Here is a 25,566-nt window from a genome sequence, read left to right on the forward strand (position 1 = left end):
CGGATATGTGGGGGATAGGGTGGAGCAGAAAGAACCCCGAAGGATAGCCTCAACGTCGCCGGAGCCAGCAAATAAACCGAAGATAGCGCTTAGAGAGGTGGACTCTAATCTTCCCCCGACACGTGTAGACCTTGTATCCGCGATGCTGGGCTCTAGCAACCTTCTCTACTGCTACAAGCCAACCATAGTACTCGCTCTAAGACCTGAAAATACAAGGTTTAGCTACCTTGAGCTTCTACGCCGGGTAGCCCGTGAAGCATGCAGGGTTACACTGAGACTACAGCTCCATGGCCTTCACGGCGGTAGAAGGCTTACGGAGTATCAGCTTGCAACTCTTCGATTCTCCGGCTTCATAGCCGCGATAGACCTTGACGAGGTTTCCGAGTCGGAGAGAGGGGATGGTGTAGCATCTCTAGCAAGGCTTGAGGCCAGCCTCGAGGATAGGCTGCGAGAAGCACCGCTATCCCTTCCAGGCTTCATAATCCTATACGGTTCTCGGAACCTCATACGCCGTATCCAGGTTATGTGGAGCCCAAGGGTTGGGGGGCGTGGTCAAGTCTTTGTCCGGCTCCAGCCCCCCGTGGAGGCTGAGATAATCGAGAACGAGGACGTATTTAAGGCTATAGCACTGCTGTACAACCTGCCCGAAAACATCGTTAATGGGGCAGCCAATATTGATGACGCTGTTACTCTAGCCGAGGAGACCTATACAAGGCTCCTAGAGGCTTTTGCCTCAGACCCCTCCCTAGGCGCTGTAGCGAGACAAGCTATAGACGATGAGGAGACCAGGCCCGACGAGGCATTTGTACACTTCGCCTCCAAGATGATAGCCCTTGCCAACCTGCTGGAGGCAGGGTATAGCGAGGCCGAAATAGAGGTCGAGGTCGCCGTCGGGGGTGTACCCGTAGATATAATAGTTGGCGGCAGGTGGTCGAGGAGCCTCATAGTGGAAGTTGAAACACTCTATGGCTCGTTAAACCCGGCCGCCCGGTTATCCACGGTGGTTAGACAGAGGATAGGCATGGGCTACAACATGTGGATTGTTGTACCGCCTCTCCAAGCAGCCCTCTATGCCCCCTACATAGAGCCCGTGGTTAAACGCTATAGCGAGAGCGGCTCGATAGAATTCTACACGTTTAGCGGTTTCGATGCATCCCTAACTCCCCTCGGCGAGTTCCTAGAGAAGGTATGGGCTCTTGCAGAAAGGCTGTGGAAGCATAGGCTTGGCGGCTCTTAGCGCCGCCATATGAGGGCAGGCGGCCTCGCACCAATCCTCTCATACAGCCAGGACACTAGTGCGAGAGCCACAACAACCATTATGTAGGGCGTATTCTCGGCCACTACAGCGGGCACACCCAGCCCCTCAAGGACCATTATCAAAGTGTTAGCCAGGCCTATGAGGTAGGCTGCAGCAGCCACTCCCACCGGATGCCAGTAGCCGAGGATGACACTGCCCAGTGCGAGCCAACCCCAGCCAAGCGCCACTCCAGCACTCCACGTGCCCGGCCGGCTCAGAAAGATGAAGGCGCCAGCAATACCCGCCAGAGCCCCAGCTGTGAGCGCCACCGCAAGCCGGTAAACTGCCACGTTCACCCCTAGGAACCTTGCAGCCTCCACATCCTCGCCAAGGCTCCTCACAGCATATCCTACCCATGTACGGTATAGGAGGGCGTAGAGTACCACTGCTGGAAGCACGAGTAGCGCGAGCGAGGCATAGTTCTTTACCCCGAGACTGAGGGATGGCAGGGGGGTTCCGGCAGCATTACTGCCAACAAGGTCACCAAGGCCTATCCCGAGGAATACTATTGCTAGGCCAGTGACGGCCTGGTTGGCCCTAAACACTATTGCTGCAACATAGTAGACGAGGATCAACGCTATACCTGCAAGGGCTCCCACAGCAAATCCTGCTGACAAGCTACCAGTAGCCGCTGCAGCAGCTGCAGCCGCAGCCGAGGAGAAATAAACTAGCCCCTCTAGCCCAAGGTTCAGCATGCCAGCTCTCTCCATCAACAGCTCGCCATAAGCAGCTACAGCAACTATTGCAGCAGGAGCTAGGCCTTGGACTAGGAGTTCTATGCTAGTCATTCCTCCTCACCACGAGCTTGTACCTGGAGAGTGTTGTGGCTATGAGCACGGAGAGTACGAGTATGGCTTCGAAGGCGTAGACTAGGCTTGCAGGTATACCCTGGAGCTGGAGCATAGAAACCATGTTATAGAGCACGGCCAGCAACATGCCAGCAGCGAGAGCGCCGAGGGGACGTAGACCAGCTAGCCACGCTGCGAGCACGCCCATGTAGCCGTAACCCAGGCCTCCCTTGCCTATAGTGGTTAACGGTGTATGAATAGACACTATGTACAGCGCGCCGCCGAGCCCTGCCGCAGCACCAGACAGTGCCGCAGCAGCGAGAATTGTTCTCCGGGGGTCCACCCCATAGGTTTCAGCTGCCTTTCTCGCAGCCCCGACAGCATCTATTGCCACGCCAAGCCTTGTAAACCGATGGACAAGGTCAAGCACTACTATGGCGGCAGCCGCTACAGCTGCCGCCGTAGCCCCGCTGACCCAGAACTTCTCGGGCAACACTACAGTCATGGTGAATCTCCCAGCTTTCCAGGGTCCGGATACGAGATAATTTACAATAGCAACAACAACATAGTTTAACATGAGGCTTATAAGGGTCTCATTGGTGCCCAAGTACGCCCGCATAGCGCCAACAAGGAGGCCACATGCTCCGCCTACTATAGCGGCTAGTACTAGTGCCGCTACAAGACCTGCAAGACCTGGCGCATCCCATAACACATAGGCTAAGAGGCCGTGGGTTACTGTCAAGCCCAGTATAACCTGACCCTCTGAGCCGATGGTTATGAAGCCAGCTCTATAGGCTAGGGCTAGTCCAGCAGCCGAGAGGCCTATGGGCACGAAGTATGGCAGCGAGTCGAAGTAGGAGTTGGGATTCGTAAAGGCCTTGTAGAAGGCGGCAGCTACACCACCTACGCCACGAGGTGTAAGAGCGCCAACAGCTATGGAGACAAGCATGCCGGCAGCTAGGCCGGCAAGGCCGTAGAGGAGAGGATTTCCACGCTCCCATGGCGCCTTCTCTACAAGCTCAAGTCTCAACAGATCCACCTCCCTGAGCCATGGCTGATACTATGTGCTTGTAGTTGAATGGCTTAGAGCACTCGCAGACAATTCTGCCGGCGCTCATAACGGCTATCCTGTCTGCCAGCTCAAAAAGCTCTTCAAGATCCTCGGATACGAGGAGAACAGCTGCACCTTCGTCGGCCGCTCTTGCTATGAGTCTGCGAACCCTCCTTGTAGCGTCAAAGTCGAGGCCTGCCGTGGGATTCATTGCCACTATGAGCCTGGGCTTTTTAGCCAGCTCACGTCCAAGGATGAAGCGTTGCATGTTACCTCCGCTAAGCGCCTCAACGGATGCGTCTAGACCAGGAGTCTTTACCTCCATATCCTCCACTATCTTCTCCGTAAGCCTCCTAGCCCTACTCCACAACACCACTAGTCCACGGAACAAGCTTGTTCCACAACTGTAAAAGCCGAGAACGGTGTTGAATACAAGGCTCTTACCTGGTACGAGTGCCCAGCCAAGCCTCTCCTCCGGTATAACAGCTGTGCCCAACCTAGCTCTCGCACCAGCTCCACGCCTTGTAACATCAACACCATCAATGATTATTGAGCCTCGTACTGGGATGCGTAAGCCTATAATAGCCTCGAATAGCTCTCGTTGCCCGTTACCAGCCACCCCAGCTATACCGTAGATCTCGCCACTCCTAACGCTAAACGCAGCTGCCTTCACCACGTAGCCGCGGCCGGGCTCACTAATCCACACATCCCGTACCACCAGCACCTCCCTGCTTCCCGGCTTAGCGGAGCGCTTAACCTCCATGCGTGGAGCTTCACCAAACATTAGCTGGAGGAGCTTTGCAGGCGTAGCCTCGCTACGGGGCATCACTGTTACAAGCTTGCCACGCCTCATCACGGCTATGCGGTCTGCAGCCTCTAACGCCTCCGGGATACGGTGAGTGATGAGGACTACACTGCGCCCTTCACCCGCCAGCCTCCTGGCAAGGCCTAGAAGCTGCCTAGCCTCAAGCGGAGAAAGGTGCGTAGTGGGCTCGTCTAGGAGTAGCACTTGCGCATCCAAGAGCAACGCTTTGAGTATTTCCGCCCGCTGCCTCTCGCCCATAGTAAGTTCTCGCACCGGCTTATCAGGATCAACGTGTAGACCATACTTTTCAGCTAGCTGCTGCAGTCTAGACACGACCTCGCTCCGCGAGAGCTTTCTGCCAGCAAGCCGGACAGCGAGCATAACATTTTCCGCAACAGTAAATGCCTCGATGAGGCGTGGATGCTGTGGCACGAGGACAATACCGGCGCGAACTGCATCACGGGGACTCCCAAACTGGACCTCCGAACCCCGATAGATGATTCTCCCATGGTCAGGCCTCTGTAGCCCAGCAATTATGCTCACAAGGGTAGACTTGCCGGCACCGTTCTCGCCAAGTAGCGCGAGAACCTCCCCGGGGTATAGATCCAGGTCTACATGGTCGTTAGCGACCACACCTCCTGGATAAACCTTCACAATGCCATGCAGCGAGAGAACTGGGGCAGCCTTGCCCACTCCTTGCAGCCCGGGACGTGACGTATTGCCACGAGCTTACTAAGTTTATTCATAATACATTGTGCAGAAGGCCTACAGTAGATACTATGATCGAAACACCCGCTTGTGGGGCCGGGCTAGCTCTGAGCCGTGCAGGAGACCTGGTAGAGTTTCGTGGAAGTAAAATGCTAGCTACTGGAACTCCGCGGCTTTATGCCTAGCTCTTCGAGGAACTTACGTAGGGCCTCTACATTCCAGTCCCACTTAGTCTTCCTCCTCGTGTCAACGTAGAGGCCGAGCCTTCTCGCCTGTTCAACTGTCAGCCCCACAGCCTCAAGCTCCGGTATGCTGAATCCTCTACCCTCCCGCAGACCCGGCTCCGCACCACCATACTTGAGTAGACGTGGCTTCTTCACTATAGCCCTTGGAGGCTCTACGCTCCTCTCCTGCGCCAATACCATACACCCCTCCACTGCAGCCCCCCACGCCTAGGTCTTTAAACCTGGCGAGCACACAGAAAGAAGCCGCCACAACTTGATGATATGAAGCCCCAGCATGCAGCAGCCAATGCAAACAAAGCAGGTTTATGGATTCAACTACATGATGTGTCAAGCCTTGACAGAACTTGTACTACAAAATACCTCATGATTCCCGTGCCAACCCATCTCCACAAAGGCTTGGAAAAGGCCAAGAGACGAACGTTACAATATTAAGGCCTTACTTGCCACAAGGCTTAGTTGCGGCCTTGACCCAAGCGTTACAGCCCTAGACTGCATCAGGGCTGACGGTGTCTACCTTAAGCAGACAAGAAAGGAACTAGAAAGAATGATGTAGAACAAGGCGGCAGAGAGGGCTTGGGGATCGGTAGCTTCGGCCGTAAAGGCATACTCCTCATGAAGAGAGGCTTGGAGGCTTGAAAGCCGCAGGGAACCAGGGCTCTGCAATGATGTCCTCGCGGGGGAGCAAGGCTCCTGGGATGAGAAATGTCTCCGCCAGGCGAGCAGCCAACATACATGCTTCTATGGGGGTTCTGCGCCTGGTGAGACGTAGAAGACGTTCTTAAGAAGGCTGAAAGGCTCATACAAGAAACACGCAACAGGATAACCAAGACGGTTGAGGACACATAGTGACTTGTAAAATTGATGCATTACCCTAGGTGCGTGGCTTTCCTCCTGCAAGCTTGCTCATATAGGATACCAATACCCTTTAGACGGCCCTGCTGCCACCCTTCAAGTACCACCCATGGTGTTTGCAGCATGGAGCACCCATGATCTAATGGTGTTGCTAGGCCTCCGCTGTTAGGGGTGAGGCGGGGTCCTCCTTTATTGCGCGAAGGGCGAGGCTTGTAACGGTTCGCTTGACGGCTGGCAGCTTGTTCACGGCCTTGATGAACTTGTCTAGCTCACTTACGCTCCTAAACTTCGCTACGACTGCGAGATCGTAGTCGCCGGTGATATCATACACTGCGATAACGTTGGGAGACTTGGCGAGGTATTCTCCAACCTCTACTATGCGTCCCCCTTCAACTTGCATTAGTATGAGAACAGTGACAGTATAGCCCAACACATCGTAGTCCGGTAGGACAGTAAACCTCCTTATAACCCCTGCTTTAACAAGCTTACTTAGCCGCGTGTGAACAGTTGATGCAGCAAGTTTTAATTCCCTTGCGAGCTCGCGTATACTCTGCCGCGCATTCATAGCCAGGAGCTTTACAAGCTTATAGTCAACATCATCTATGCTAGCATGGCTCCGCGCAGACAATCTGTTCAGCCCCAGGCTGCAGCTGTAAGGGGTGGTGCCCTAGAAAGGTGAATCCCTACCACCTATTAATACTTCAATTCTGCCAGTTGCGGGGCGTGGGTAAAGCATACGCCTAGTGGAGAGTAAGAGAGATAATCCCAACGGACTATGTGTATGCAACTACGCGGCGGGAGGGTTAGTCGAGAGTTGAGTGGCTTGCGCCGCCTAGTCCTCGACGTGCTTAAACCCCTAAAGGACCCGTCAATAGTTGATGTTGCTCTCGAGCTTGCAAAGGTTCCCGGCGTACAGGGCGTAAACATAACTGTCAACGAGGTTGATGTCGAGACGCTAAGCTTAACAGTCGTTATCGAAGGCGACAATATCGAGTTCGACGGCATTAGGAGGGTTCTCGAGGAGGTTGGAGCAGCAATACACAGTATCGACCAGGTGGTGGCTGGCGAGAAGTTTGTCGAAATTCCACGCAGACCACAAGAATAAGGCTGTCCTAGATGACTAGGGTAGGCTCGGGTTTTAGGAGGTGTGCGGGACCGTGGCCTCCAATCAACCCATGGACAGAGAGAAGGAGTACATAACTATAGAGGAGTTTGCCCGCATCGACCTACGTGTTGGCCGGGTTGTAGAGGCTGAGCGTATTCCTGGCACGAGGCTACTCCGCCTCATAGTGGATATTGGTACCGAGAAGAGGCAGATAATAGCTGGGCTCGGCGAGTTCTACAACCCCGAGGACTTTATAGGCAAGACAATGGTTATAGTTGCCAACCTCAAGCCTAAGAGGATACGTGGTTACTTGAGTGAGGGCATGCTACTAGCTGCTGGCTGCGAGAAGGGACAGAAGCCGGTGCCCCTAACAGCTGAGGGAGCTGAGCCCGGCTGGAAGGTCTGCTAGTATAATCTCCTTGGAGGGTCTGGCCGCAAAGATGGTTATATGCCTCGTGGGCTATGGCAGAATTGGGAGAATCACTGCACGCATACTCGCCGAAAAAGGGTTTCCACCTATAGTCTATGACTCCTCGCGGTACCGCGTAGAGCTGGCCCGTCGCGATGGCTTTGAGTCACATCTAGCCGACTCTACGAATCCACACGTCGCCAGCCATATAGCGTCTAGCTGTGAGGCTATACTCACAGCGCTACCCGGCAGGATCGCAGAGCGGGTCATAACACTACTCGTAGAGTATAAGGCGCCACTGATAGTAGATGTCTCGTTTGTTCGAGATCCCCTAGCATTCCATAGCCGTGCTCTCGAGAATCGCATCAAACTCTTCGTCGATGCCGGCTTTGCGCCGGGCCTCTCGAACATGCTGGTAGCACACGGCGCACGAGGCCTTGACAGTGCCGTGGAGGCTATAGTCTACGTTGGTGGCATATCGGCGGAGGCTGAGAGGGAGCCCTTAGGCCTTGTAGCATCATGGTCTACTATGGACCTGCTTGAGGAGTACAGTAGGCCTGCACGGGCTAAACTAAGGGGAAGACTCGTAGAGCTAGACCCCATAGACGACGCTGTGGAGGTAGAGCTACCCGGCCTAGGGCGCTTTGACGCCATGCCCACTGATGGACTTAGAACATTACTGACATCTTACCCTAGCATTGAAACGCTTGTAGAGTACACGCTACGTTACCCGGGCCACGTAAATGTCTTGAAGACACTCAAGAGGCTAGGCCTGCTCGACAACAAACCACATGTGATAGCTGGCTGTTCCGTGGCACCTCGCGAGCTGCTCGCAAGGCTTCTTGAGGAGATACTTCCTAAACAAGATGATCGAATAGTTTTACATGTAACTGTAAAAGGCATAGCGAATAACAAGCGTGTCGAGAGAGTCTACACAATCGACGTTAAACAGCGAGATCTCGATATAGATTATCCGGTGCTCGCCTATGCAACAAGCATAGTACATGCGTGGACGGCCATGCAAGCGCTACGCGGCTGGGGGCATCCTGGCGTTAACACGCCAGAGGAGCTCGCTCCCGCACTGAGGGATCTAGCCCGCGAACTCTCTTCGCGAGGTATACAACTTAGAAGGAGGGAGTGCATCGAATCCTAGCTGGAGGCACCGCACCCCCAAGGGGCGATGAAGACTGGTATTACCGGCGACCACGCGGGGATGAACGGGCCCCAACCGCTGCAGAGCCCCGCCACTACACGCAAAGGGATGATGACGAGCTGGCGAACAGAACCCTCCGGACGGGATGTTGATGGGTGTGGGGTTCTGACCACCAAAGAGGATACAGCATATGCGATCACATGACATAATACTCTCTGCAATCTCTTCGGTAAGCATATTTAGGTACTTTCACAGCTCTCCTTGAAGGCCTATCTGAAGAGGCTGTTGAGTTTGGAGACCGCTGTACGGGCTGAAAACCTTCACAAGGTCTACCCAGGTGGAGTTCACGCGCTAAGAGGCCTCTCCTTCACGGTATTCGATGGCGAAATATACGGGCTAGTTGGGCCTAACGGCTCGGGGAAGACAACTACACTACGCATACTTGCCACGCTTTTACGTCCAACCTCGGGGAAAGTGCTAATCTACAACATAGACGTACTCTCGGAGCCAGCGAAGGTGAGAAGCCTCATAGCATACCTCCCAGAGGATGCAGGAGTTTACCGAAGGCTAAAAGGTATCGAGATTATAGAACTCTTTGCGAAGACCCGGTTCAAGAGTAGCCGCGACCGTGAAGCCTTCATAGACGAGGCTGCTCGGCTCTCTGGGCTTAGCTGGGAGGAACTTGAGAGGCCTGCTGGAGGCTATAGTAAGGGCATGAAGCGTCGTCTCTTGCTCGCAATAACTCTTGCATTAAGGCCTCGACTACTGATACTTGACGAGCCTACATCTGGTCTCGACGTGATGCAGAGTATGCGCATGAGGAGGATGATACTACGCTACAACCGAGAACACAACATCACAGTATTACTGAGCAGCCATAACATGCTTGAGGTTGAGTTTCTCTGCAACCGCGTGGGCATAATTTACGGCGGCAGGCTACTCGCCGAGGGCTCTCCAAGGGAGCTGAAGGAGAAGTTCTCGGCAGAGAACCTCGAGCAAGTATTCGAGAAGATTACGGGAGGTGTTAACGCATGATCGGCGTGCTTGCTGTTAAGGAGATAAAAAGTATTCTGAGGGATAGAGCGTTTATAGCCAGCCTAATAATAGCCCCTATGCTAATAATTATGCTCGGCCAGTTCACGACACAAGCAATAGAAGAGGCCGCCAAGACGAGAACTGAAGCACTCACAAAGACCCACATAGCCGTTGTTGGACTAGACAAGGGTGACCTCTGGCGCGAGATTATCAGCGAGCTAACCAGGACTACGAATATACACATGGATATCGTTGAGGGTGACCCAATCAGGCTGATGGAGAGCTATGACATTGTCATAGTGTTCCCGGAAGAGTTCAGCAGGAACATATCCTCCGGATACCCAGCCACCGTGCATGTATATGGCTCGGTAGCCCCCACATCAATCGCAGAACTCGCCTCACATCCTGCCTTGGTACTGGCATCACTGATATCTGAAACTGCTAGCAGAATTATCGCCAACAGGCTAGGTGTAACACCTACCTTTATAGGCTCGCCGGTGAAAACGGGTATATACATAGAACTGCCGAGAATAGGGCTTGTTGACGAACAAGAGCTGCAAGCACTCTATAACACAATAACGATGATGATATATGTCCCCCTCTTCGCTTTGATAATGGTTGCCCAGGTTTCGGCAACAAGCATGGCCTATGAAAGGGCCGAGAAGACTCTCGAGCTACTACTTTCCCAGCCAATTAGTAGGAGTTCTATCGTATGGGCAAAAATTGTCGGCTCATTTGCCATAGGGTTGCTAGAGGCTGCTGTGTTCTCAGCTGCAATGCTCTACTACTCTGAGGCTGTTGCACCAGGTGCTGGGTTTAAGGCTGTATTTGCTGACCCCAGCCTCCTAGTCCTATTCGCTGCTGGTCTCCTGGTAGCATCGCTGCTAATAGCCACAGTTGCAATGCTTATTGGCAGCCTTGCAGAGGATGTGAGAGCTGCACAGTCAACTATAGGCGTTATTGTAGCACCTCTCTTCGTGATGGCGATATCTATCATGTTTATAGGCTTGCCACCCGGCGCCAAGGCATATGCTGTGGCAGCCATACCGGCCTCAGCGCCCATGGTGGCGCTATACTCTGGCCTCAAAGCATCGTATAGTATTGCTCTGGCATCTCTGGCATTCAACACTGTCTATACTGTCGCAGCAGTATATGCTATGTCGCGATTGGTATCGAGTGAGCGCATACTAATAGGGTTCGGGCTAAAGTTGAGACGCCTGGGGCGGTGAGGAAGGATTATCGGGCCGAGTGGTGTGGAAGGTACCCTCAGGCTGAGCCCCTACAATAGTGAGGTGCTGGGGTTTGAGTAAAGAGTATCGGGGCAGGAGGATTGTGCTCTGGCCAGCAAATATTGACTCTACGCTTTCTAGGTCTGAGGGCAGGAAGATACCATTGAGAGATGCTGTTAGGAAGCCAAGGGTTGAGGAAATAGTTGAGGCTGCCAATAGGCTGGGCCTAAACCCAACAGTTGAGGAGGCAGCTTATCCCCGTAGCTGGTGGGAGCAGCGTAAAAGAGTGGTTGTGGATAAGGTTGGCTCCAAGCTTAACACTTTACGTATGATAGCTCAAGAGGTAAAGAAGCTTAGGGAGGAGAGGAGGAGGCTAGGTAAGTAGAGGCGTATTCTATAGCGTTAACTGTTTCAGGTTTCTCGCCAGTAAACTCGCCATCAAGGTAGACAAGCGTGCCTCCCACGATTACTGCCTTCAGTGCAGCACATACCTCGATAATGTTCTCTATTGGGTTTTCACCCTTGCTGTAGATTCTTGCTGGCCGGTGCCAACGCTCGAGCTTGATGACCACTATGTTCGCCCTCATGCCCGGCTGCAGGGAGCCGTAGACGGAGTCTATGCCGAGTATCCTTGCAGGATTTAGAGATGTCAAACGCGCGTAATCCTGGAGACTTAGAGTGCCAGAGGCTACAAGACAAGCCGCAAGTAGAGGCCATGAGTCGAGCCATGCAAAGCCCGGGCTACAGGATAGGGGGTCTATCCTCTCCCGCAGCAAGTGGGGTGCATGATCGCTCGCCAACGCGTCCACCATGCCTTCTGCTAGGAGTTTGAGCATGGATAGGCGCTCAGCCTTGCTGCGCAGGGGTGGGTTAACCCTCCATCCACAATCGCTGCCTCGGAGGCTGTAGAAGAGGTGGTGCGGCGTAGCATCAACTGTTGCACCCACCTTCTTGGCTGCTAGCACAGTGCTGGGGCAGCTAGCATGGGTTACATGGAGCCTCGCCGGACCAAGATCTAGTACCTCCATGAGCCCAGCGAGTTCGGCCCAGCAGCCCCTCATAGCAGCCCTCGTATCCTCGGCTTCTACTATGCTCTTCAACGCCACGGGGTGCTCTGCGTGAAGGATTAGTAGCTTGTGTAGCCTAGCTATCCTTCGTAGTGTGCCTCTCCTCTCCTCCAGGTCTTCGGGATAAACCTTGAACCCTGCAATAGGCAGCTCTGCGAGCCCCCGCGCCTCTTCGGGCTCGTCAGGTACCCCGGCGTAGACAGCATAGTCTACGAGGCTCATCCTCCTTAGCGCGGCAAGCTTAGCATCAATAGCACTCTTCGACCTTAGTGGCGGCATGGTATTCGGCATGTCTGCCACGAGCGTTATGCCCGAGGCTGCGGCTGCACGTGTACTAGTAGCCTCGTCCTCCTTGTAGGATAGCTTGAGCCCCCTTAGGTGAACGTGGAGGTCTATCATGCCGGGCAGTACTATGCCGCCCATATCTCGGTAGTCGAGCCTCTCCGGCGCCCTGGGCTCACTTGTTACCGAAGCTATCCTGTCTCCCTCAATGTTGATGCAACCACTCCCGTAGACGCCATAGCCATCTACGAGGTGGCCGCAGATGGCTAGTTCTGGCACTCCCTCACCACCCAGCAGCCAAGCCTAACAGCCGGAACTACGGGACCGTCACGGCAGAGCAGCATGCCTGTGCAGGGTATGGTGCAGCTCCCACAGAAGCCGAGGCCACATCTAACCATTGTCTCTATGCTGAGGGCAAGCCGTTCCAGCTGCCCAGCCTCAGCGGCCTCGCTGTAAGCCCTGCACAGTAGGGGTTTTGGGCCAGCAACAACCGTGTATACATCGCCTACACGGAGCCCGCTGGCGTGAAGTGCGTCAAGCACTGTTCCCCGGAGTCCTCGGCTACCATCATCCGTCGCGTAGATGACCCTGGCACCGCCTAGGAACTCCTCGACGGGTGCTAGCTCGCCGGCACTACGGGCACCATAGAAAACTGTAACCCTTACACCTGACTGCGCTGCCTCCCTCGCAGCCATAGCCACAGCTGCCACGCCAACGCCACCGGCTAGGAACACCATCTCGTCCCCGCGGTAGGTGAACCGCCTACCCAGAACAGCTATGACGCCAGCATGGCGCGGAGGCGACGAGACGAGCCTGGCAGTAGTCGGGCCCCGCTCAACTACTAGCAGAACCAATCTACTAGCATCACTGTAGAGGGGTGTCAACGGTATGGCCTCTGAGCCTGGAACCCAGAACAGTATAAACTGTCCCGGCGAGAGAGACGGGGCACTGTCTAGGTAGCGATACTCTAGCATAACCTGACGCGGACCTCGCCATAGTATGCGCACAAGCTCAACGCTATGGTAGCTGTAGCGTTGCACACCTAGCCTCCCTCAGCTAATTGCTCGGCCACATCCTCCTCCGATACGAGGGTACCACAATAGACGCACTGGAGCACCAGTGGCTGCCTCGACACTACACGGAATCTCGGCTTCACCGGCTCCCTCCCAACCCTCGTTATGCAGGACGGATTGGGGCACATCAGTATACCCTCAACAATGTCTGGCACTGTGACACGACGCTTCGCCACGACACGGTAGTCATGGATAATGTTTATTGTAGCCCTCGGAGCTACCAATGCTATCTTATCCACCTCCTCGGGGCTAAGGTGGCGACCCTCAATCTTCACGATATCTTTCCGGCCAAGCTTCCGACTCTCAACATTCATCACAACAGCTATCCTAGCTCCCTCGCGCCCAGTTATGCCCAGTATCTTTAACACAGTCAAAGCCCTACCTGCAGGTATATGGTCTATCACGGTTCCCTCACGTATCCTCCTAACCAGGAGGCCTGACCCGCTCTCCAACCGGCTACACCTCCCGGCCAGCTATGAGAGCTAGGAGCGCCATACGGACTGGCACACCGTTACGGGCTTGTTCAAAGTAGGCAGCGTATGGGGTCCCGTCTACCTCCGGCGCTATCTCATCAACTCTTGGCAACGGGTGAAGGATACGCAGCTCCCTCCTAGCATGCTGTTCTAGCAGCTCCAGTGTAACGCGGTAGCTCCCCCGGACCTTCTCGTACTCGCGTTGATCCGGAAACCTCTCCCGCTGGATACGCGTCACGTAGAGGACGTCTAGCTCGCCTAGAACTTCCTCGAGGCTCTCAACCTCCCTATACCTCATCCCTCTCTCGTCAAGTACCATGCGTACCTCGGGCCTCACTCTCAACAGAGGCGGCGAAATAAGGTAAATCATTCTAGGCCGATAGATTGTCAGGGCCAATATGAAGCTCGAGGCGGCCCTCCCGTAGCGGAGATCGCCGAGAACCCCATAGGTGAGCCCGTCTATTGTACCGAAAAGCTTCCTGACCGTGTAGAGGTCGAGCATTGCCTGCGTTGGGTGATGTTGTTTACCATCGCCAGCATTTATCACCGGGTGTTCTGCTATTTCGGCAGCATAGAGTGCTGCTCCCTCGTAGCGGTGCCTTAACACTATCATATCCGCATAGGAGTCGAGCATACGTATAGTATCGGCTAGTGTTTCTCCCTTGGCTATACTGATAGCCTCTTCGCTCGTAAACCCTATAGTGTCTGCCCCTAGCCTCTTCGCGGCTGTTTCAAAGCTCAGCCTGGTCCTCGTGGAGGGCTCAAAGAAGGCTAAGGCGACAATATAACCTTCTAGGAGTGGTATGCGCCCCCTCTCCCTGAGCAGGGAGGAGAACTTGTCAGCGACCTCGAAGAGCTGCTCAAGGCTATCCCGGTCAAAATCTAGGATGCTAATTACATCCCGGCCCTTCCAGCCCGAGCCAGAGCCCAAAAGCCCTCTACAAGCTTTCACCGTATAGAAGGTTTATAAGCCTCGTGGCCTCAGCTGGGTCAAGATATCCTTTGACAACCATTGCATGGATTATCTCACGTAGAGTTGCGAGACTGTAGAGCTTAACACCGTAATCTGCGAGTCTCTCAACAGCACCCTGCTCACGGTCTACAATAACCATGGCTGCTACTGGCTCAGCACCAGCCTCCCTGAGAGACTCCACGGCCGATGCGAGGCTAGATCCCGTGGTAGCAACATCGTCTACGACTAGTACACGACGCCCTTCAACAATCCCCTCCACAACCCTCTGTAGGCCATGCTCCTTCCTCTTGGGTCGGACATATGCTAAAGGTTTCTCGGAGAGGAGCGCGAGCCCCGTAGCCCAGATAATGCCTGCCGTTGCCACACCAACAACAACATCAACCTCCCTGACATCGTTAAGCTTTTCGGCAAGCATGCCTAGTACACGGCGGAACAGTTGTGGCTTCGAAGGCACAATTCTCATATCGATGTAGATAGGGCTTGTGGAGCCGCTGGAGAGTCTAAACTCTCCAAACCTTATCGCACCAGCCTCGACAAGCACATCAGCTAGATCTAGTGCATAGCTGTTCACGGCTTCCAGCACCTCTCAAGTCTCTTTTTCTGCTCCGCCAGAACCTTCTTAGCAACTTCGAGAGGATCCGGCGAGGACGTAATTAGTCTCCCAACTATCTCGTAATCAGCTCCTGCGCAAAGGGCGTCGCCAGGCTTCGCTCCTTGCGCGCCAACTCCTGGCGAGAACACCTTTACTTCCGGCAGCCTACTCCGCACAAGCGCTACGAGCTCCGGCATTGTTGCTGGCGCAACTACGCCCCACGCCCTGATCCTCCTCGCCACCTCAATATTGTCTTCTACGAGCTTATTGTAAAGGCTGGAGGCGCCTGGATGACTCATAGCTACTACGAGCACCAGTTTAGTTCCATGTTCCTCCAGCGTGTTGGCCAGCTGGTCAAGTGCACCCTCCACCCCAACCACCGCATGCGCTATGAAGGCATCTACGGCTCCGAGAAGAGGCTCCACGCTAGCAACCATGGTGCTACCTATGTCTGCAAGCTTTAGATCAGCAATCCATAGTGCGTCTCTACAGAGTTTACGCAGCCTATGCGCGTAAGCTGCACCATACCTAAGCAGCAGTGGAATGCCAAGCTTGAAGCCTGCAACCACCCTGCATAGCTTCGAAACTAGTTCCTCGGCTGGATCACGGTCTATTGCAGCTACGAGCGTCAAGAGTCGACTCCCATGGAGGAAACATTACACAAAGGTTACATTTATTAATGTAGTTTGTGCGAGAGCGCTAATAGCCGGACACTATATGCGTAACCGCCTCTCCTGGGTGTCCGAAAATGGTTCTAGCCTCTAAACCCTCTAGCCGCGAAGAACTCCTCCAAGCCATAGAGAGGCTTTCGCGTATCGTAGGGGGTACTCCAACTAAATGCTTTACCCTGGGCTCATATAGGTTCTGTGTAAAGCTGGAATACGTAAACCCGGCAGGGAGCCACAAGGACCGCATAGCCCTTTACATGATTAAAGGTGCTATAGAGTCTGGCGCTGTGGACCCCGGGGGCTGTGTTGCCGAGGTTAGCAGCGGCAATACGGCAACATCGGTTGCGTGGATTGCACACCTCCTAGGCCTCCGCTCGGTGCTATTTGTCGAAAAGACGGCATCGGCGGTTAAGAAGAAGCTTATCAGAATGTTTGGCGGTGAAATAGTTGAGGTGACCACTGAGGGGAGTGGCCGCGAGAGGGCTAGAGAGGAGATAGCCCAGATGGGCTGCTTCTTCCTCGACCAGATGGCCAACGAGATGAACCATTTAGCTCACTACGAGACAACGGCGAGCGAGCTGCTCTCCCAGGTTAAGCATGTGGACGCATTCGTCATGGGCGTTGGCACAGCCGGCACAGTGACCGGCGTTGGCAGGAGACTTAAGGAGACCCTAGGCAATACACTAAACGTGGCCGTGACTCCGAAAGGCTCAGCACTCGCTGGAGGCCGAGGCGAAGACCATATAGAGGGCCTAGTGAGCGACTTCGTACCCGATATCTACTCCAGGTATAGCAGATACGTTGACCGCGTAGTAGAGGTTTCATCCTCCGAGGCTATAATCGGTATAGCCGCGCTACTACGCGCGACAGGTCTACTGGCAGGCCCGTCAACCGGTGCAGCATTTGTAGCAGCAACAAGGCTCGTAGAGTGTGGAGCACTAGACAGGGGCTCAACGATAGTCATAGTGGCTGCAGACCACCTATCAAGATACCCTGACATAATCGCGAAGATAAAACCGCACTCGCCGCAAGTAGACGAACTCCTTAAAGCTTGGCAGTAGCTGTAGCCACCCCACCGGGCAGCACATGACAAAATACATCTTTGTCACGGGCGGAGTCCTCAGCAGCGTTGGCAAAGGTATAACTACAGCCTCTATAGGCCTCCTCCTCAAGGCGCGCGGCTACAACGTTACAGCGATAAAGATAGATCCATACATCAACGTTGACGCAGGCACTATGAACCCCTACATGCACGGCGAGGTCTTCGTAACCGAGGACGGTGGCGAGACAGACCTAGACCTAGGCCACTATGAGAGGTTCCTCGACACCTTCCTCTCCAAGAAGAACAACATCACGACAGGACAGATCTACCTATCAGTGATAGAGAGGGAGCGACGTGGCGACTACCTGGGACAAACAGTACAAGTAATCCCCCACATAACAAACGAGATTAAGGACAGGATAAGGGATGTTGCAAGAGAAACCTCAGCCGACATAGTGCTGGTCGAGATTGGTGGCACTGTAGGTGATATTGAGGGGCTACCATTCCTAGAGGCCGTGAGGCAGATGAGGATGGAGGAAGGCTACAATAATACACTATTCATACACGTGGCACTGGTCCCCGTTCTCTCGACGACGGGTGAGCAGAAGACCAAGCCTGTACAGCATAGTGTACAAGAGCTACGCCGCATAGGCATACAGCCAGACGCCATAATAGCCCGTAGTACACGCCCACTAGAGGAGGAGGCCCGAAACAAGATAGCTCTCTACGCAAACCTACCCCCAAGCGCAGTGTTCAGTAACCCAGACGTCGAGGTGATCTATGAGGTTCCACTAATCCTCGAGGAGCAGGGCCTCGGAAACTTTATCGTTGAGAGGCTCGGCCTTGAGAAGCGTAAGCCAGACCTAGACGCTTGGAGGGAGTTTGTTCGCCGCGTTAAGGAGGCCTCAAAACCGGTAAGGATAGCAATGGTTGGCAAGTACACCAAGCTCAAGGACAGCTACCTAAGCATCATAGAGGCGCTACGTCACGCCGGAGCAGCCCTCGGCGTTAAGCCGGTACTAAACTGGTACGAGTCAACACTCATTGAGAGGGGTAAACTGAACCCCCGCCGGCCAGTAGAGGAGAACGACGCAGTCATAGTGCTGCCGGGCTTTGGCGCAAGAGGAGCTGAGGGCAAGATAGCGGTCATACGCGAGGTCATAGAAGCTGGGAAACCATTCCTAGGCATATGCTTTGGCATGCAGCTAGCAGTCATCGCTATAGCTCGGCACCTGGCAGGCCTCGAGGACGCTAATAGCACAGAGATAGATCCAGCAACACCTTACCCCGTTGTAGACCTGCTTGAGAGTCAGCGTTACCTCACCAAGCTAGGAGGAACAATGAGGTTAGGCTCCTACCCGATAAAGCTGATAAGAGGCACGCTAGTCTACAACCTCTACGAGGGTAAGGAGATAGTATATGAGAGACATCGCCACCGCTACGAGGTAAACCCCAAGTACCTAGACAAGCTAGTAGCGTCGGGCATGGAGGTTTCAGGCTACAGCCTGGAAGGTGGAAGGGTCGAGTTCATAGAGCTGAGAAGCCACCGATTCTTCGTTGGGAGTCAGCCGCACCCAGAGTTCCGGAGCAGACCAATGAAGCCAGCACCGCTATTCTTAGGCCTACTAAGGGCAGCAACTAGCCAGAACTAGGCAAACCCTAGCACCTTTTAAACCACGTAGAATCCTCTATACACAACAATACAGGCCCGCGAATCCCGTCGCGGAAACTACTCGCGAGTGGTGACTCAGTCTTGGAGCGGGATGGCGCTAAACGCTACTGGCTACTAGCCCGGCCAGGCATACTCCGCATACTAGCAATACTCTACGAGCACGGTCCAATGCCCTTACACCGAATACCAAGGTATGGTATGGGCGTAGGCACAACCTACCGAAGCGCAAGCGATGCAGCAATGCTCGGCTTAATAACACTCTACTACTGCGGCAATAGCAAATGCGCAAAACTTACAGAGAAGGGGAGACGGGTAGCCGAGAAGTTAGCAGAACTCCTTAAGACCCTGGAAGAGTTGGATCTAGTTAAGCCCGAGCAAGCTACAGCACAACATAGCAGTGATACAAGTGAACCATAATACTGGTCCTCCCGTGTATAGATAGTACATCCTGGCGGCCGTTGAGGAGCTGTCGCCCTCTCCGAGTGGTGAGGATGTCAGCCTGGCCCCGAGGCCTCCTCACCCTATCATGAGCACCTTGCATAAACCACTATGTTCTCAACCCTAGCACCTGGCAGCTTCGACTCTAGCACCCTCGCAAGCCCCTCGGCCGCCCCAACATCATCTAGGTCGAATACCTTGCCGGTATCAATACAAACGACATTTACGTGCGTGTGCACGTTATCGTAGCGTGTCCCGCCATGGATACTAAAGCTCTTTATAAACCCGAGCTTCTCGAGTAACTGGAGGTTGTTGTACACAGTGCTCGGGCTAATGTTTGGTATCTCCCTCCTAGCCCTCTCAAGTATCTCCATAAAGCTTGGGTGATCCTTAACCGTCTCAAATACTATACGCGCAACAGCTAGCCTCTGCGCCGTAACCCTATACCCATGCCTCTTTAGCTCGTAACCACGTTTGTCAGTCTTTCGCCGACCTCTGGACTCGAATTACTTATTATTGCTCAACGCTCTCGTCATGCTCCATCACTGTCTACCTCACACAGTCCCGCAGGATATGTGAAATATGTTCCTACTTATAATTCTTTCTAGTTCGTTAATAGTACATTGTTCACCATAGGCCTCGGCTAAAGGAATTGTCCACATCGCCCCGCAGGGCTCCGGGCTGGGGAGTACTCCTCATAGGCCTTGGCGGGGAAAAGTTATGTTGAAACTGCTACTATCGTAATCCAGCTATAAACTTGAGGATATCTGTCCTAGTTATTATTCCTATTGGCTTGCCCTCAGAGTCCGTGACAACGAGCCTACCAATGTCACGCAGGTTCATGAGTTCTATTGCATCGCCTATGTCCTCGTCGCTTCTTATGGTTATAACTGGGAATGACATATATTCCTTCACAGTTGCATCGATACGGCCTTCGGCAACAGCTTTTGCAATGTCAGTTTGAGTTATGATGCCAATGAGGCGTCCACGGCTATCTATTACTGGTAGTCCTTTAACCCTCCTCTCTATCATGAGCTTTGCAGCATCCTTTATCGTTGCATCCGGTTCTATGGTTATAATATTGCCTATTGATGCAATTTCGCCGACAGGAATTCTTGGCACGCTTATAAGCCTTGTAATCTTAATGCCTATTTGCTTTGTTGCTAGATCTATGTGCGTCACCTCACCCTCTATGCGCACATTAGCTATCTTTGTTGGACCAATTTCAACCTTATCGCCAACGTTGATCTCGCCGCGAATCCTACCCTGCACCCTTAGTATGGCCCTACAGCCTTCCGGGTTTAGCATATCTAGAATCTCTATGGTGGTAACAGGTATGTCTAGCTCTTTACCTGCCTTCTTCAGTTTGACCGGCAGCTGGACAGGTATACCCCTGATAATCTCGTAGGCCTTTAGGGTCGGCATATAGCCGCCAGTGGGCCCAGTCTTAGATTCAACTAGACCTAGGCTCTTAAGGCTGAGGATGATGTTGCGTACTGTGCCCTCATCCTTGTTTACTAGCTCCGCTATCTCCTTACTCTTAATGAGTCTTCTACGCTCATCGTAGAGCCTTATGAGTGCCTCGAGCACCTCACGCTGCGACATTGTTAGCTTGTAAGGCCCCACGTTTCCCAAGCCCCTTCCCTTCCTTTCCGAGAGAATATAACCGGACTCAACTCCTCTGCGTTCACAGTCTAAGAATGTTCCAAATATTAGTTTTGTCGTGGATATGTTATGATATGTTATCATGTCGAAGCCTTTCCAGTAGTCCCTCCCTCCTCGTAGGGTACAACTAGGAGGGTTACACCATCCTTGCCTACAACCCTCACCTTTTCATCCCTCCGTATAATTCGACGACCAACGTTCCGCGCTTGCCAGTACTCGCCCTCAACCATGACGAAGCCTGTGCCGCCTGGCGGCATCTCATCTATTGCACGACCCTGTTTGCCAACGGGTAGTGGCATATAGACGGGCTTCCTTCTCCAAGCCCTTGCAGCCTTATAGACGACTATACCCATGAGCCCTGATAGGGGGACTATCACTGCTATTAGTATGCGCTGCGCCACCCTGAGGCTCTCCCCCGCAATATACGTTGGCTTGCCCGTGAACCCTATCAACACACCTAACAATGTCAGCGCTATACCTGTAAAGCCTATTATGCCGAAGCCTGGGGTGACGAAGAGTTCTACACCTATCAGTATTAGACCGAAGAGTATGAGTGCAGCTGCTGCAAGGCTAGCAGCGAGGCCGAACCCTATGAAGCTTAGGAGTAGAAGTGCTATCGCCACCACGGCTAACTGGAGGGTTCCAGAGGCTAGTGCAACTATGAGTAGGAGTATGCCTATGCTGGAGAATATCGAGCTTACGAGGGGGTCTGAGAGGTAGTGGAGTATCCGTTGGCCGAGCGGCATACTGTAGTACTCTACTACGGGGTCATGGAGCACTATCTCGGTCTGCCCGGAAACCATGTTTACCTTTGACCCATTAATCTTCGCTAGGAGATCGTGAATGTTTACAGCTACTGCTTCGACTACGTGAATTTTTACGGCTTCCTCAGCTGTTAAGACGAGGTTCTCATAGACAAAGCGCTTCGCAACCGTTATATTACGATTATATAGCCTCATACACGCCTCTATCTTCTTGTACACTGGGTTCAGCATCTTGGACTCGTTTATTGGTTGGTAGGTACCCGTAGGGGTTAATGCTACGGGCTGGACAGCACCTATAATTGTTCCGGGCTGCATAGCTGCATAATGGCTACACATTAGTATCATTGTGCCCGCGCTAACAGCCCAGCGCTCAACAACAAAACCTGCGACAGGTACGGGAGACTTTGATATAGCTTCAGTAATGCAGAGTGCTGCGTCAAGGCTCCCACCGGGAGTGTTTAGTAGTATTACGAGGAGCTTAGCGTGAGACTCGTGAGCGTAGGTTATCGCGTCATTCACATAGTTACACATAGCGCTATCGATAACGCCATAAACCTCAGCTACAACCACTAGGTCGCCGGCTGGCCTCGCCATGGAGGAAGCTGCCAGCAGTGCTAGACCCAGGACTATGACGAGTACACCAGCTGCAATCATCGAGGTGCGCTGCCTGTAGACACCACGCCCCAAATTCATGTCACAATACCCTCTATAGTCTCCTGGGTCTGTCCTACTGTGCTACAGTACTTACCCCTCTTATTCTAGTAGGCGTTTAAGCAAGGCAAAGAAGATGAGTGCTAGGATTGCTATGAGTACTGCCTTAAGGATTAGCACTACTAGGCGTAGAAGCAGCTCTACAACAATATATGCAGCAGGCAGAGCAATAGCTCCCAGGAGCGCGTAGACTGGTATCCTCTCGAGGCTCCGTGCCCGGGAGGCGTAAGCGTAGAGGATGCCGAGAATAGCGCCCAGGAGGGCTAGTACTACGAGAAAACCACTGCCGGGCAAGAAACCTACCCGGGAGAATACATGTGCTAGGAGCCCTCTTAGACCGTTATCCTTCTAGGTTGCCTTGACAGCTCCAGCCCGGTTGGGTGCTCCGGTATCCCCCACAGCTCACGCTTAAGCAGCTCCCTCACAGCAATCCTTATGGCCTCGCTCCTGCTGCTATATCTGCCCATCTTGACGAGTTCATCCAGGCCTTCCAGGTAGGTTTCGGGCATCTTGACCGTTACGAGCCTCATTGCTGTGTCTCACCGGTGTGTTATCTTGTAGGGTGTCGGCGAGGGTTTAAGCTAGGGGGAGGTGTGTTACCTCTTCTACTGCGGCCAATGCTTCGGGTGGAGATGTGCCTGAGGAGTGGATCCACCCCAGGAGTTGGATGGGCTCTGGGCAGGCCGGCTACAGTTCGTCAGGGAAGAATGGTGGCTTCTCAGCAAGGTCTATGATTGGTATTGCGACCCATCCCGGTCTAGTGCTCTTCGATAGCTCCACATGTTCTCCTTGATCGTCGACCTTCACCAACAAATAGTTGCCATCGCCCAGTCTTCCCTCATCATCGACGTAGTAGTATAGCATGGGTAGGCCATAGAGCTTGTAGTAGTCCCTTAGAACTGCTATGATACCATACACCTTACCTCCGTTACGGCTAGGGAGGCGTACAAGGTAGGCTGGCTGGCCAAGGGTTATAATGCTGGCAGCTATTCTTGCAAGGTCATGTATTCCCGATACCTTCACGGGTATCAGTTTCTCCTCGCTACTAGCCAAGGACTGGTTCACCCCAGGCTAGGCCGGGACGGCCGCGGCAATAATAAGTGCTAGTCCCCGCGGGGACACTGCGAGAGACGTAGGGGAGTAGGTGGGATGTACTACGTTGTTGTGGTGGGACCGGCTGGTAGCGGTAAGTCCCACCTTGTCGATGCATTCGGAGACTGGCTAGAGTTTAATCAGCTCTCGGTCGCCCGGGTAAACCTCGACCCTGCTGCTGAGTGGCTTCCCTACGAACCGGACGTTGACGTCCGCCACTATGTTGAGGCTAGGAGCGTGATGGAGAAGTATAAGCTCGGTCCCAACGGCGCCCTTATAGCGTCGATAGACATGCTTGTAAACCATGTTGAGATTATACGCTCGGAGATAGAGTCTACGAGGGTAAACTACGTTCTCATAGATACGCCTGGTCAGATGGAATTATTCGCCTTCCGGGACACCGGCCCCTATCTCTTGAGGGAGATCATCGGGGAGCATAGGGCTGTAACAGTATTCATTGTAGACGCTGTATTTGCATCAAACCCCAGGAGCCTTGCGTCAAGCCTCCTACTAGCACTCTCCACGAGGCTTCGGCTCGGCCTGCCACAGGTAAACGCTATATCCAAGGCTGACCTCCTAAAACCTGAGCAGATGGAGAGCATAGAGGAACAGTTAAACAGCCCCGACACTCTCTACGGCGTCCTCGTGAGTGGGGGGTGTTGACCCGTTAATGGCTGAGGCTGCAATAAAGGCGCTTGAAGCCCTCGGCCCAGAGCCTGGCATGGAGGCTGCTATAAGGTTCGTATCATCGGTATCGGGTTACGGACTCGACGACCTTTACGCGACAATACAGCAAGTACTGGCAGGCGGAGAGGACTTCTACACTGAGGAGCCAAGCCCACGTCTCTAATTCTACTCTCTCCTACGCCGATAATGTGGTGTAGCACGGTTAGCATCGATTATGTGCATAACCTTGTAGCCCATGCTAGTGAGCGTGTCTGCAATGAATCTCCGGTGGCAACGAAACCACAGCCTCTCCCTGCACATGACAGCTACGGGTCCCCTAGCAGACTCCACTACCTTGACAAGCATCTCTATACCACGTCTATACCCCTCACTCTTCATATATTCCTCGTAGCCTCTAGGCCGAAACCCGCCCAGGACCTCGCCTAGCCAGATATAGCCTATACCATGCACGGGCAATAGCTCCATGAGCACCTCTCGTCGAAACCATGGTACGCGACGGCTCGTTGGAAACCTCCTCACATCAACTACTACCTTTACCCGGTACAGTTTTAGCAATGATATCAACTCGCCAAGGGTTCTATTACTATGACCGACAGTATACACTAGTCTCCGAGGCATAATAGGGCACGCTCAACAGCATCCATCGCGCTCCGTCCAAATACATAGATTACTGGTTCAAGATTTATACCGCCACGGTCAGCTATAACGTCCACAGGATCTCTCTGCTTCTCCAGCACCGAAGCTATATCCTCGAGGAGCTTCTCTGGCGACTCGTGGGGCCCTGCCTCTATTACCCGCAGACCAGTCCTCCTCAACTTCTCGATACACTGCTCGCTGAAAGCTATCACCACGGCTGCCCTGCAGTCGGACCACTTAGAGTAGGCTAGGAGGAGTATCGAAGCTGTATGTTTGCTACCGCCATACGCGGGAAATCCAACTATGGCAACTTTATCTCCGACCCTCACTATTGCACCTGTTAGACCGACAACCTCAGCTATAGTCTTAGCTTGGGGTTTCGCAGCTACAATGTTTGAGCCAACGTATGGTACGAGTTTCTCCACACCAGGCCTCGACGCGAACAATTTCGCAGCCTCTTCAACCTCCTCGATGTAAGGGTCCCGGCCAGGTTTGAACAAGTTCATGCATATGTTGCAGGTTACAGGGAGCCGAGGATCCAGCCTCCTATGGAAGCTGCAGAGTGCACCTCTCGCCAGCAAAGTGTTGATGTAGCTAGTAAACAGTTCCATGTAGCCAGTATAGTTTTGCAGTATAAGCCTCGCAGCAAGGATAGATACTATAGAGCGTACCTCATCGATATCAACGCCTATCTCGCCAAGCTCCTGTAGAATATCGTCGAATCTTCGGCGCAGATACCTACTAACTAGGGGCTGTGAGACACCAAGAAGCCTGGCTATCCTCTCCTGGCCTAGCCCTTGCCTCCGCAGAGCATGTGCTACAAGAGCCCTAATGCCCGGTATGAGGTAGCGGGCAACAAGCTCGTGAGGCACCACCCTCCACAAACCCCTCCGCTAGGCTCTCATAACGCTCAGGCTAGCCAGCTAGATAGACCTCGGACTAGTCTTAGAGGTAGAGAGCCGCTTCTAAACCTACACCTCTACACAGCTATAGCCCGCTAAAAATCGGGAAGATAGAATGCAACAATATACAGCCACTCTTGACGGGGAGGAGG

The 25,566-nt window shown here is 53.4% G+C and carries 30 protein-coding genes and 1 pseudogene; 12 read left to right on the top strand and 19 right to left on the bottom strand.

Annotated features, from left to right (window positions below; all coding sequences use genetic code 11):
• Positions 1-19 precede the first annotated feature (19 nt).
• Positions 20-1,237 carry a hypothetical protein gene (locus HBUT_RS00495; protein ID WP_048061347.1) on the top strand — a complete coding sequence of 406 codons (1,218 nt, stop codon included), beginning with the start codon at positions 20-22 and terminating at the stop codon, positions 1,235-1,237.
• On the opposite strand, the gene HBUT_RS00500 is transcribed toward HBUT_RS00495, so the two are convergent.
• The 5 genes from HBUT_RS00500 to HBUT_RS00520 form a co-directional block, all read right to left on the bottom strand.
• Positions 1,234-2,085 carry an ABC transporter permease subunit gene (locus HBUT_RS00500; RefSeq protein WP_011821288.1) on the bottom strand — a complete coding sequence of 284 codons (852 nt, stop codon included), beginning with the start codon at positions 2,083-2,085 and terminating at the stop codon, positions 1,234-1,236. The genes HBUT_RS00495 and HBUT_RS00500 overlap by 4 nt on opposite strands.
• Positions 2,078-3,115, bottom strand: coding sequence for an ABC transporter permease (locus HBUT_RS00505; RefSeq protein ID WP_011821289.1), 1,038 nt, complete (start codon positions 3,113-3,115; stop codon positions 2,078-2,080). Before HBUT_RS00505 ends, HBUT_RS00500 begins: the two co-directional genes overlap by 8 nt.
• The gene (locus tag HBUT_RS00510; protein WP_011821290.1) at positions 3,105-4,634 is read right to left on the bottom strand and encodes an ABC transporter ATP-binding protein; all 1,530 of its coding nucleotides are present in this window, start codon (positions 4,632-4,634) and stop codon (positions 3,105-3,107) included. The genes HBUT_RS00505 and HBUT_RS00510 overlap by 11 nt, the downstream gene beginning before the upstream one ends.
• Positions 4,635-4,801: 167 nt before the next feature.
• The gene (locus tag HBUT_RS00515) at positions 4,802-5,068 is read right to left on the bottom strand and encodes a 50S ribosomal protein L13e (protein ID WP_011821291.1); all 267 of its coding nucleotides are present in this window, start codon (positions 5,066-5,068) and stop codon (positions 4,802-4,804) included.
• An 829-nt stretch (positions 5,069-5,897) separates the two neighbouring features.
• On the bottom strand, positions 5,898-6,374 hold the full coding sequence (locus tag HBUT_RS00520; RefSeq protein WP_011821292.1) for an Lrp/AsnC family transcriptional regulator: 477 nt from the start codon (positions 6,372-6,374) through the stop codon (positions 5,898-5,900).
• 153 nt (positions 6,375-6,527) lie between these two features.
• Here HBUT_RS00520 and HBUT_RS00525 point away from each other — a divergent pair, with 153 nt between their 5' ends.
• The 6 genes from HBUT_RS00525 to HBUT_RS00550 all read left to right on the top strand — a co-directional run bounded on the left by HBUT_RS00525 (position 6,528) and on the right by HBUT_RS00550 (position 11,062).
• A complete protein-coding gene (locus HBUT_RS00525; protein ID WP_048061349.1) occupies positions 6,528-6,851 on the top strand; it encodes a DUF211 domain-containing protein in 324 nt (107 codons plus the stop codon).
• 70 nt (positions 6,852-6,921) lie between these two features.
• On the top strand, positions 6,922-7,260 hold the full coding sequence (gene metG / locus HBUT_RS00530) for a methionine--tRNA ligase subunit beta (protein ID WP_048061350.1): 339 nt from the start codon (positions 6,922-6,924) through the stop codon (positions 7,258-7,260).
• A gap of 10 nt (positions 7,261-7,270) precedes the next feature.
• Positions 7,271-8,413, top strand: a complete 1,143-nt coding sequence (locus HBUT_RS00535; protein WP_011821295.1) for a saccharopine dehydrogenase family protein — start codon at positions 7,271-7,273, stop codon at positions 8,411-8,413.
• 291 nt (positions 8,414-8,704) lie between these two features.
• Positions 8,705-9,448, top strand: coding sequence for an ABC transporter ATP-binding protein (locus HBUT_RS00540; protein ID WP_011821296.1), 744 nt, complete (start codon positions 8,705-8,707; stop codon positions 9,446-9,448).
• Positions 9,445-10,677, top strand: a complete 1,233-nt coding sequence (locus tag HBUT_RS00545) for an ABC transporter permease (RefSeq protein WP_011821297.1) — start codon at positions 9,445-9,447, stop codon at positions 10,675-10,677. The genes HBUT_RS00540 and HBUT_RS00545 overlap by 4 nt, the downstream gene beginning before the upstream one ends.
• Before the next feature lie 73 nt (positions 10,678-10,750).
• Positions 10,751-11,062 carry a signal recognition particle protein Srp19 gene (locus tag HBUT_RS00550; protein WP_011821298.1) on the top strand — a complete coding sequence of 104 codons (312 nt, stop codon included), beginning with the start codon at positions 10,751-10,753 and terminating at the stop codon, positions 11,060-11,062.
• Here HBUT_RS00550 and pyrC read toward each other — a convergent pair.
• The 6 genes from pyrC to pyrF are packed head-to-tail and all read right to left on the bottom strand — an operon-like array spanning position 11,031 to position 15,769.
• On the bottom strand, positions 11,031-12,305 hold the full coding sequence (gene pyrC / locus HBUT_RS00555) for a dihydroorotase (RefSeq protein ID WP_011821299.1): 1,275 nt from the start codon (positions 12,303-12,305) through the stop codon (positions 11,031-11,033). The two genes, HBUT_RS00550 and pyrC, sit on opposite strands and share 32 nt — an antisense overlap.
• Positions 12,293-13,066 carry an iron-sulfur cluster-binding protein gene (locus tag HBUT_RS00560; protein WP_011821300.1) on the bottom strand — a complete coding sequence of 258 codons (774 nt, stop codon included), beginning with the start codon at positions 13,064-13,066 and terminating at the stop codon, positions 12,293-12,295. The genes pyrC and HBUT_RS00560 overlap by 13 nt, the downstream gene beginning before the upstream one ends.
• A gap of 2 nt (positions 13,067-13,068) precedes the next feature.
• Complete coding sequence (gene pyrI / locus HBUT_RS00565) at positions 13,069-13,551, bottom strand: aspartate carbamoyltransferase regulatory subunit (protein ID WP_011821301.1); 483 nt, start codon at positions 13,549-13,551, stop codon at positions 13,069-13,071.
• A 4-nt stretch (positions 13,552-13,555) separates the two neighbouring features.
• Positions 13,556-14,503 carry an aspartate carbamoyltransferase gene (gene pyrB / locus HBUT_RS00570; RefSeq protein ID WP_011821302.1) on the bottom strand — a complete coding sequence of 316 codons (948 nt, stop codon included), beginning with the start codon at positions 14,501-14,503 and terminating at the stop codon, positions 13,556-13,558.
• 7 nt (positions 14,504-14,510) lie between these two features.
• Positions 14,511-15,116 carry an orotate phosphoribosyltransferase gene (pyrE, locus tag HBUT_RS00575; RefSeq protein WP_011821303.1) on the bottom strand — a complete coding sequence of 202 codons (606 nt, stop codon included), beginning with the start codon at positions 15,114-15,116 and terminating at the stop codon, positions 14,511-14,513.
• The gene (gene pyrF, locus HBUT_RS00580; RefSeq protein ID WP_011821304.1) at positions 15,113-15,769 is read right to left on the bottom strand and encodes an orotidine-5'-phosphate decarboxylase; all 657 of its coding nucleotides are present in this window, start codon (positions 15,767-15,769) and stop codon (positions 15,113-15,115) included. The genes pyrE and pyrF overlap by 4 nt, the downstream gene beginning before the upstream one ends.
• A 116-nt stretch (positions 15,770-15,885) precedes the next feature.
• Between pyrF and HBUT_RS00585 the strand changes: the two genes are divergently transcribed.
• The 3 genes from HBUT_RS00585 (at position 15,886) to HBUT_RS00595 (ending at position 18,936) form a co-directional block, all read left to right on the top strand.
• Positions 15,886-16,866, top strand: coding sequence for a PLP-dependent cysteine synthase family protein (locus tag HBUT_RS00585; RefSeq protein ID WP_011821305.1), 981 nt, complete (start codon positions 15,886-15,888; stop codon positions 16,864-16,866).
• 25 nt (positions 16,867-16,891) lie between these two features.
• Positions 16,892-18,499, top strand: coding sequence for a CTP synthase (locus tag HBUT_RS00590; protein ID WP_011821306.1), 1,608 nt, complete (start codon positions 16,892-16,894; stop codon positions 18,497-18,499).
• A gap of 101 nt (positions 18,500-18,600) precedes the next feature.
• On the top strand, positions 18,601-18,936 hold the full coding sequence (locus HBUT_RS00595; protein ID WP_011821307.1) for a hypothetical protein: 336 nt from the start codon (positions 18,601-18,603) through the stop codon (positions 18,934-18,936).
• Between the two features lie 107 nt (positions 18,937-19,043).
• Here the strand turns inward: HBUT_RS00595 and HBUT_RS00600 are convergent.
• The 6 genes and pseudogenes from HBUT_RS00600 to HBUT_RS00625 all read right to left on the bottom strand — a co-directional run.
• A pseudogene (locus HBUT_RS00600) lies at positions 19,044-19,397 on the bottom strand (Fur family transcriptional regulator); the annotation flags it as partial.
• Between the two features lie 295 nt (positions 19,398-19,692).
• A complete protein-coding gene (locus HBUT_RS00605) occupies positions 19,693-20,583 on the bottom strand; it encodes a CBS domain-containing protein (RefSeq protein WP_011821309.1) in 891 nt (296 codons plus the stop codon).
• Between the two features lie 119 nt (positions 20,584-20,702).
• Positions 20,703-22,079, bottom strand: coding sequence for an NfeD family protein (locus tag HBUT_RS00610; RefSeq protein WP_011821310.1), 1,377 nt, complete (start codon positions 22,077-22,079; stop codon positions 20,703-20,705).
• A 60-nt stretch (positions 22,080-22,139) separates the two neighbouring features.
• The gene (locus HBUT_RS00615) at positions 22,140-22,391 is read right to left on the bottom strand and encodes a hypothetical protein (protein ID WP_011821311.1); all 252 of its coding nucleotides are present in this window, start codon (positions 22,389-22,391) and stop codon (positions 22,140-22,142) included.
• A gap of 38 nt (positions 22,392-22,429) precedes the next feature.
• Positions 22,430-22,627, bottom strand: coding sequence for a ribbon-helix-helix domain-containing protein (locus HBUT_RS00620; protein ID WP_011821312.1), 198 nt, complete (start codon positions 22,625-22,627; stop codon positions 22,430-22,432).
• Positions 22,628-22,784: 157 nt separating this feature from the next.
• Entirely contained in the window at positions 22,785-23,150 is a 366-nt protein-coding gene (locus HBUT_RS00625; RefSeq protein ID WP_011821313.1) for a hypothetical protein, read from the bottom strand.
• Between the two features lie 96 nt (positions 23,151-23,246).
• Between HBUT_RS00625 and HBUT_RS00630 the strand changes: the two genes are divergently transcribed.
• Both HBUT_RS00630 and HBUT_RS09740 read left to right on the top strand, forming a co-directional pair.
• Positions 23,247-23,852, top strand: a complete 606-nt coding sequence (locus tag HBUT_RS00630; protein ID WP_011821314.1) for an ATP/GTP-binding protein — start codon at positions 23,247-23,249, stop codon at positions 23,850-23,852.
• Positions 23,853-23,859: 7 nt separating this feature from the next.
• On the top strand, positions 23,860-24,039 hold the full coding sequence (locus HBUT_RS09740) for a hypothetical protein (protein WP_011821315.1): 180 nt from the start codon (positions 23,860-23,862) through the stop codon (positions 24,037-24,039).
• Positions 24,040-24,041: 2 nt separating this feature from the next.
• Here the strand turns inward: HBUT_RS09740 and HBUT_RS00635 are convergent, their stop codons facing one another.
• Positions 24,042-24,494 carry a DUF488 domain-containing protein gene (locus HBUT_RS00635; protein ID WP_048061351.1) on the bottom strand — a complete coding sequence of 151 codons (453 nt, stop codon included), beginning with the start codon at positions 24,492-24,494 and terminating at the stop codon, positions 24,042-24,044.
• The gene (locus tag HBUT_RS00640; RefSeq protein ID WP_048061352.1) at positions 24,479-25,387 is read right to left on the bottom strand and encodes a thiamine-phosphate synthase family protein; all 909 of its coding nucleotides are present in this window, start codon (positions 25,385-25,387) and stop codon (positions 24,479-24,481) included. The genes HBUT_RS00635 and HBUT_RS00640 overlap by 16 nt, the downstream gene beginning before the upstream one ends.
• Between the last annotated feature and the right edge of the window lie 179 nt (positions 25,388-25,566).

This window comes from Hyperthermus butylicus DSM 5456 (genome assembly GCF_000015145.1).
GTDB lineage: Archaea > Thermoproteota > Thermoprotei_A > Sulfolobales > Pyrodictiaceae > Hyperthermus > Hyperthermus butylicus.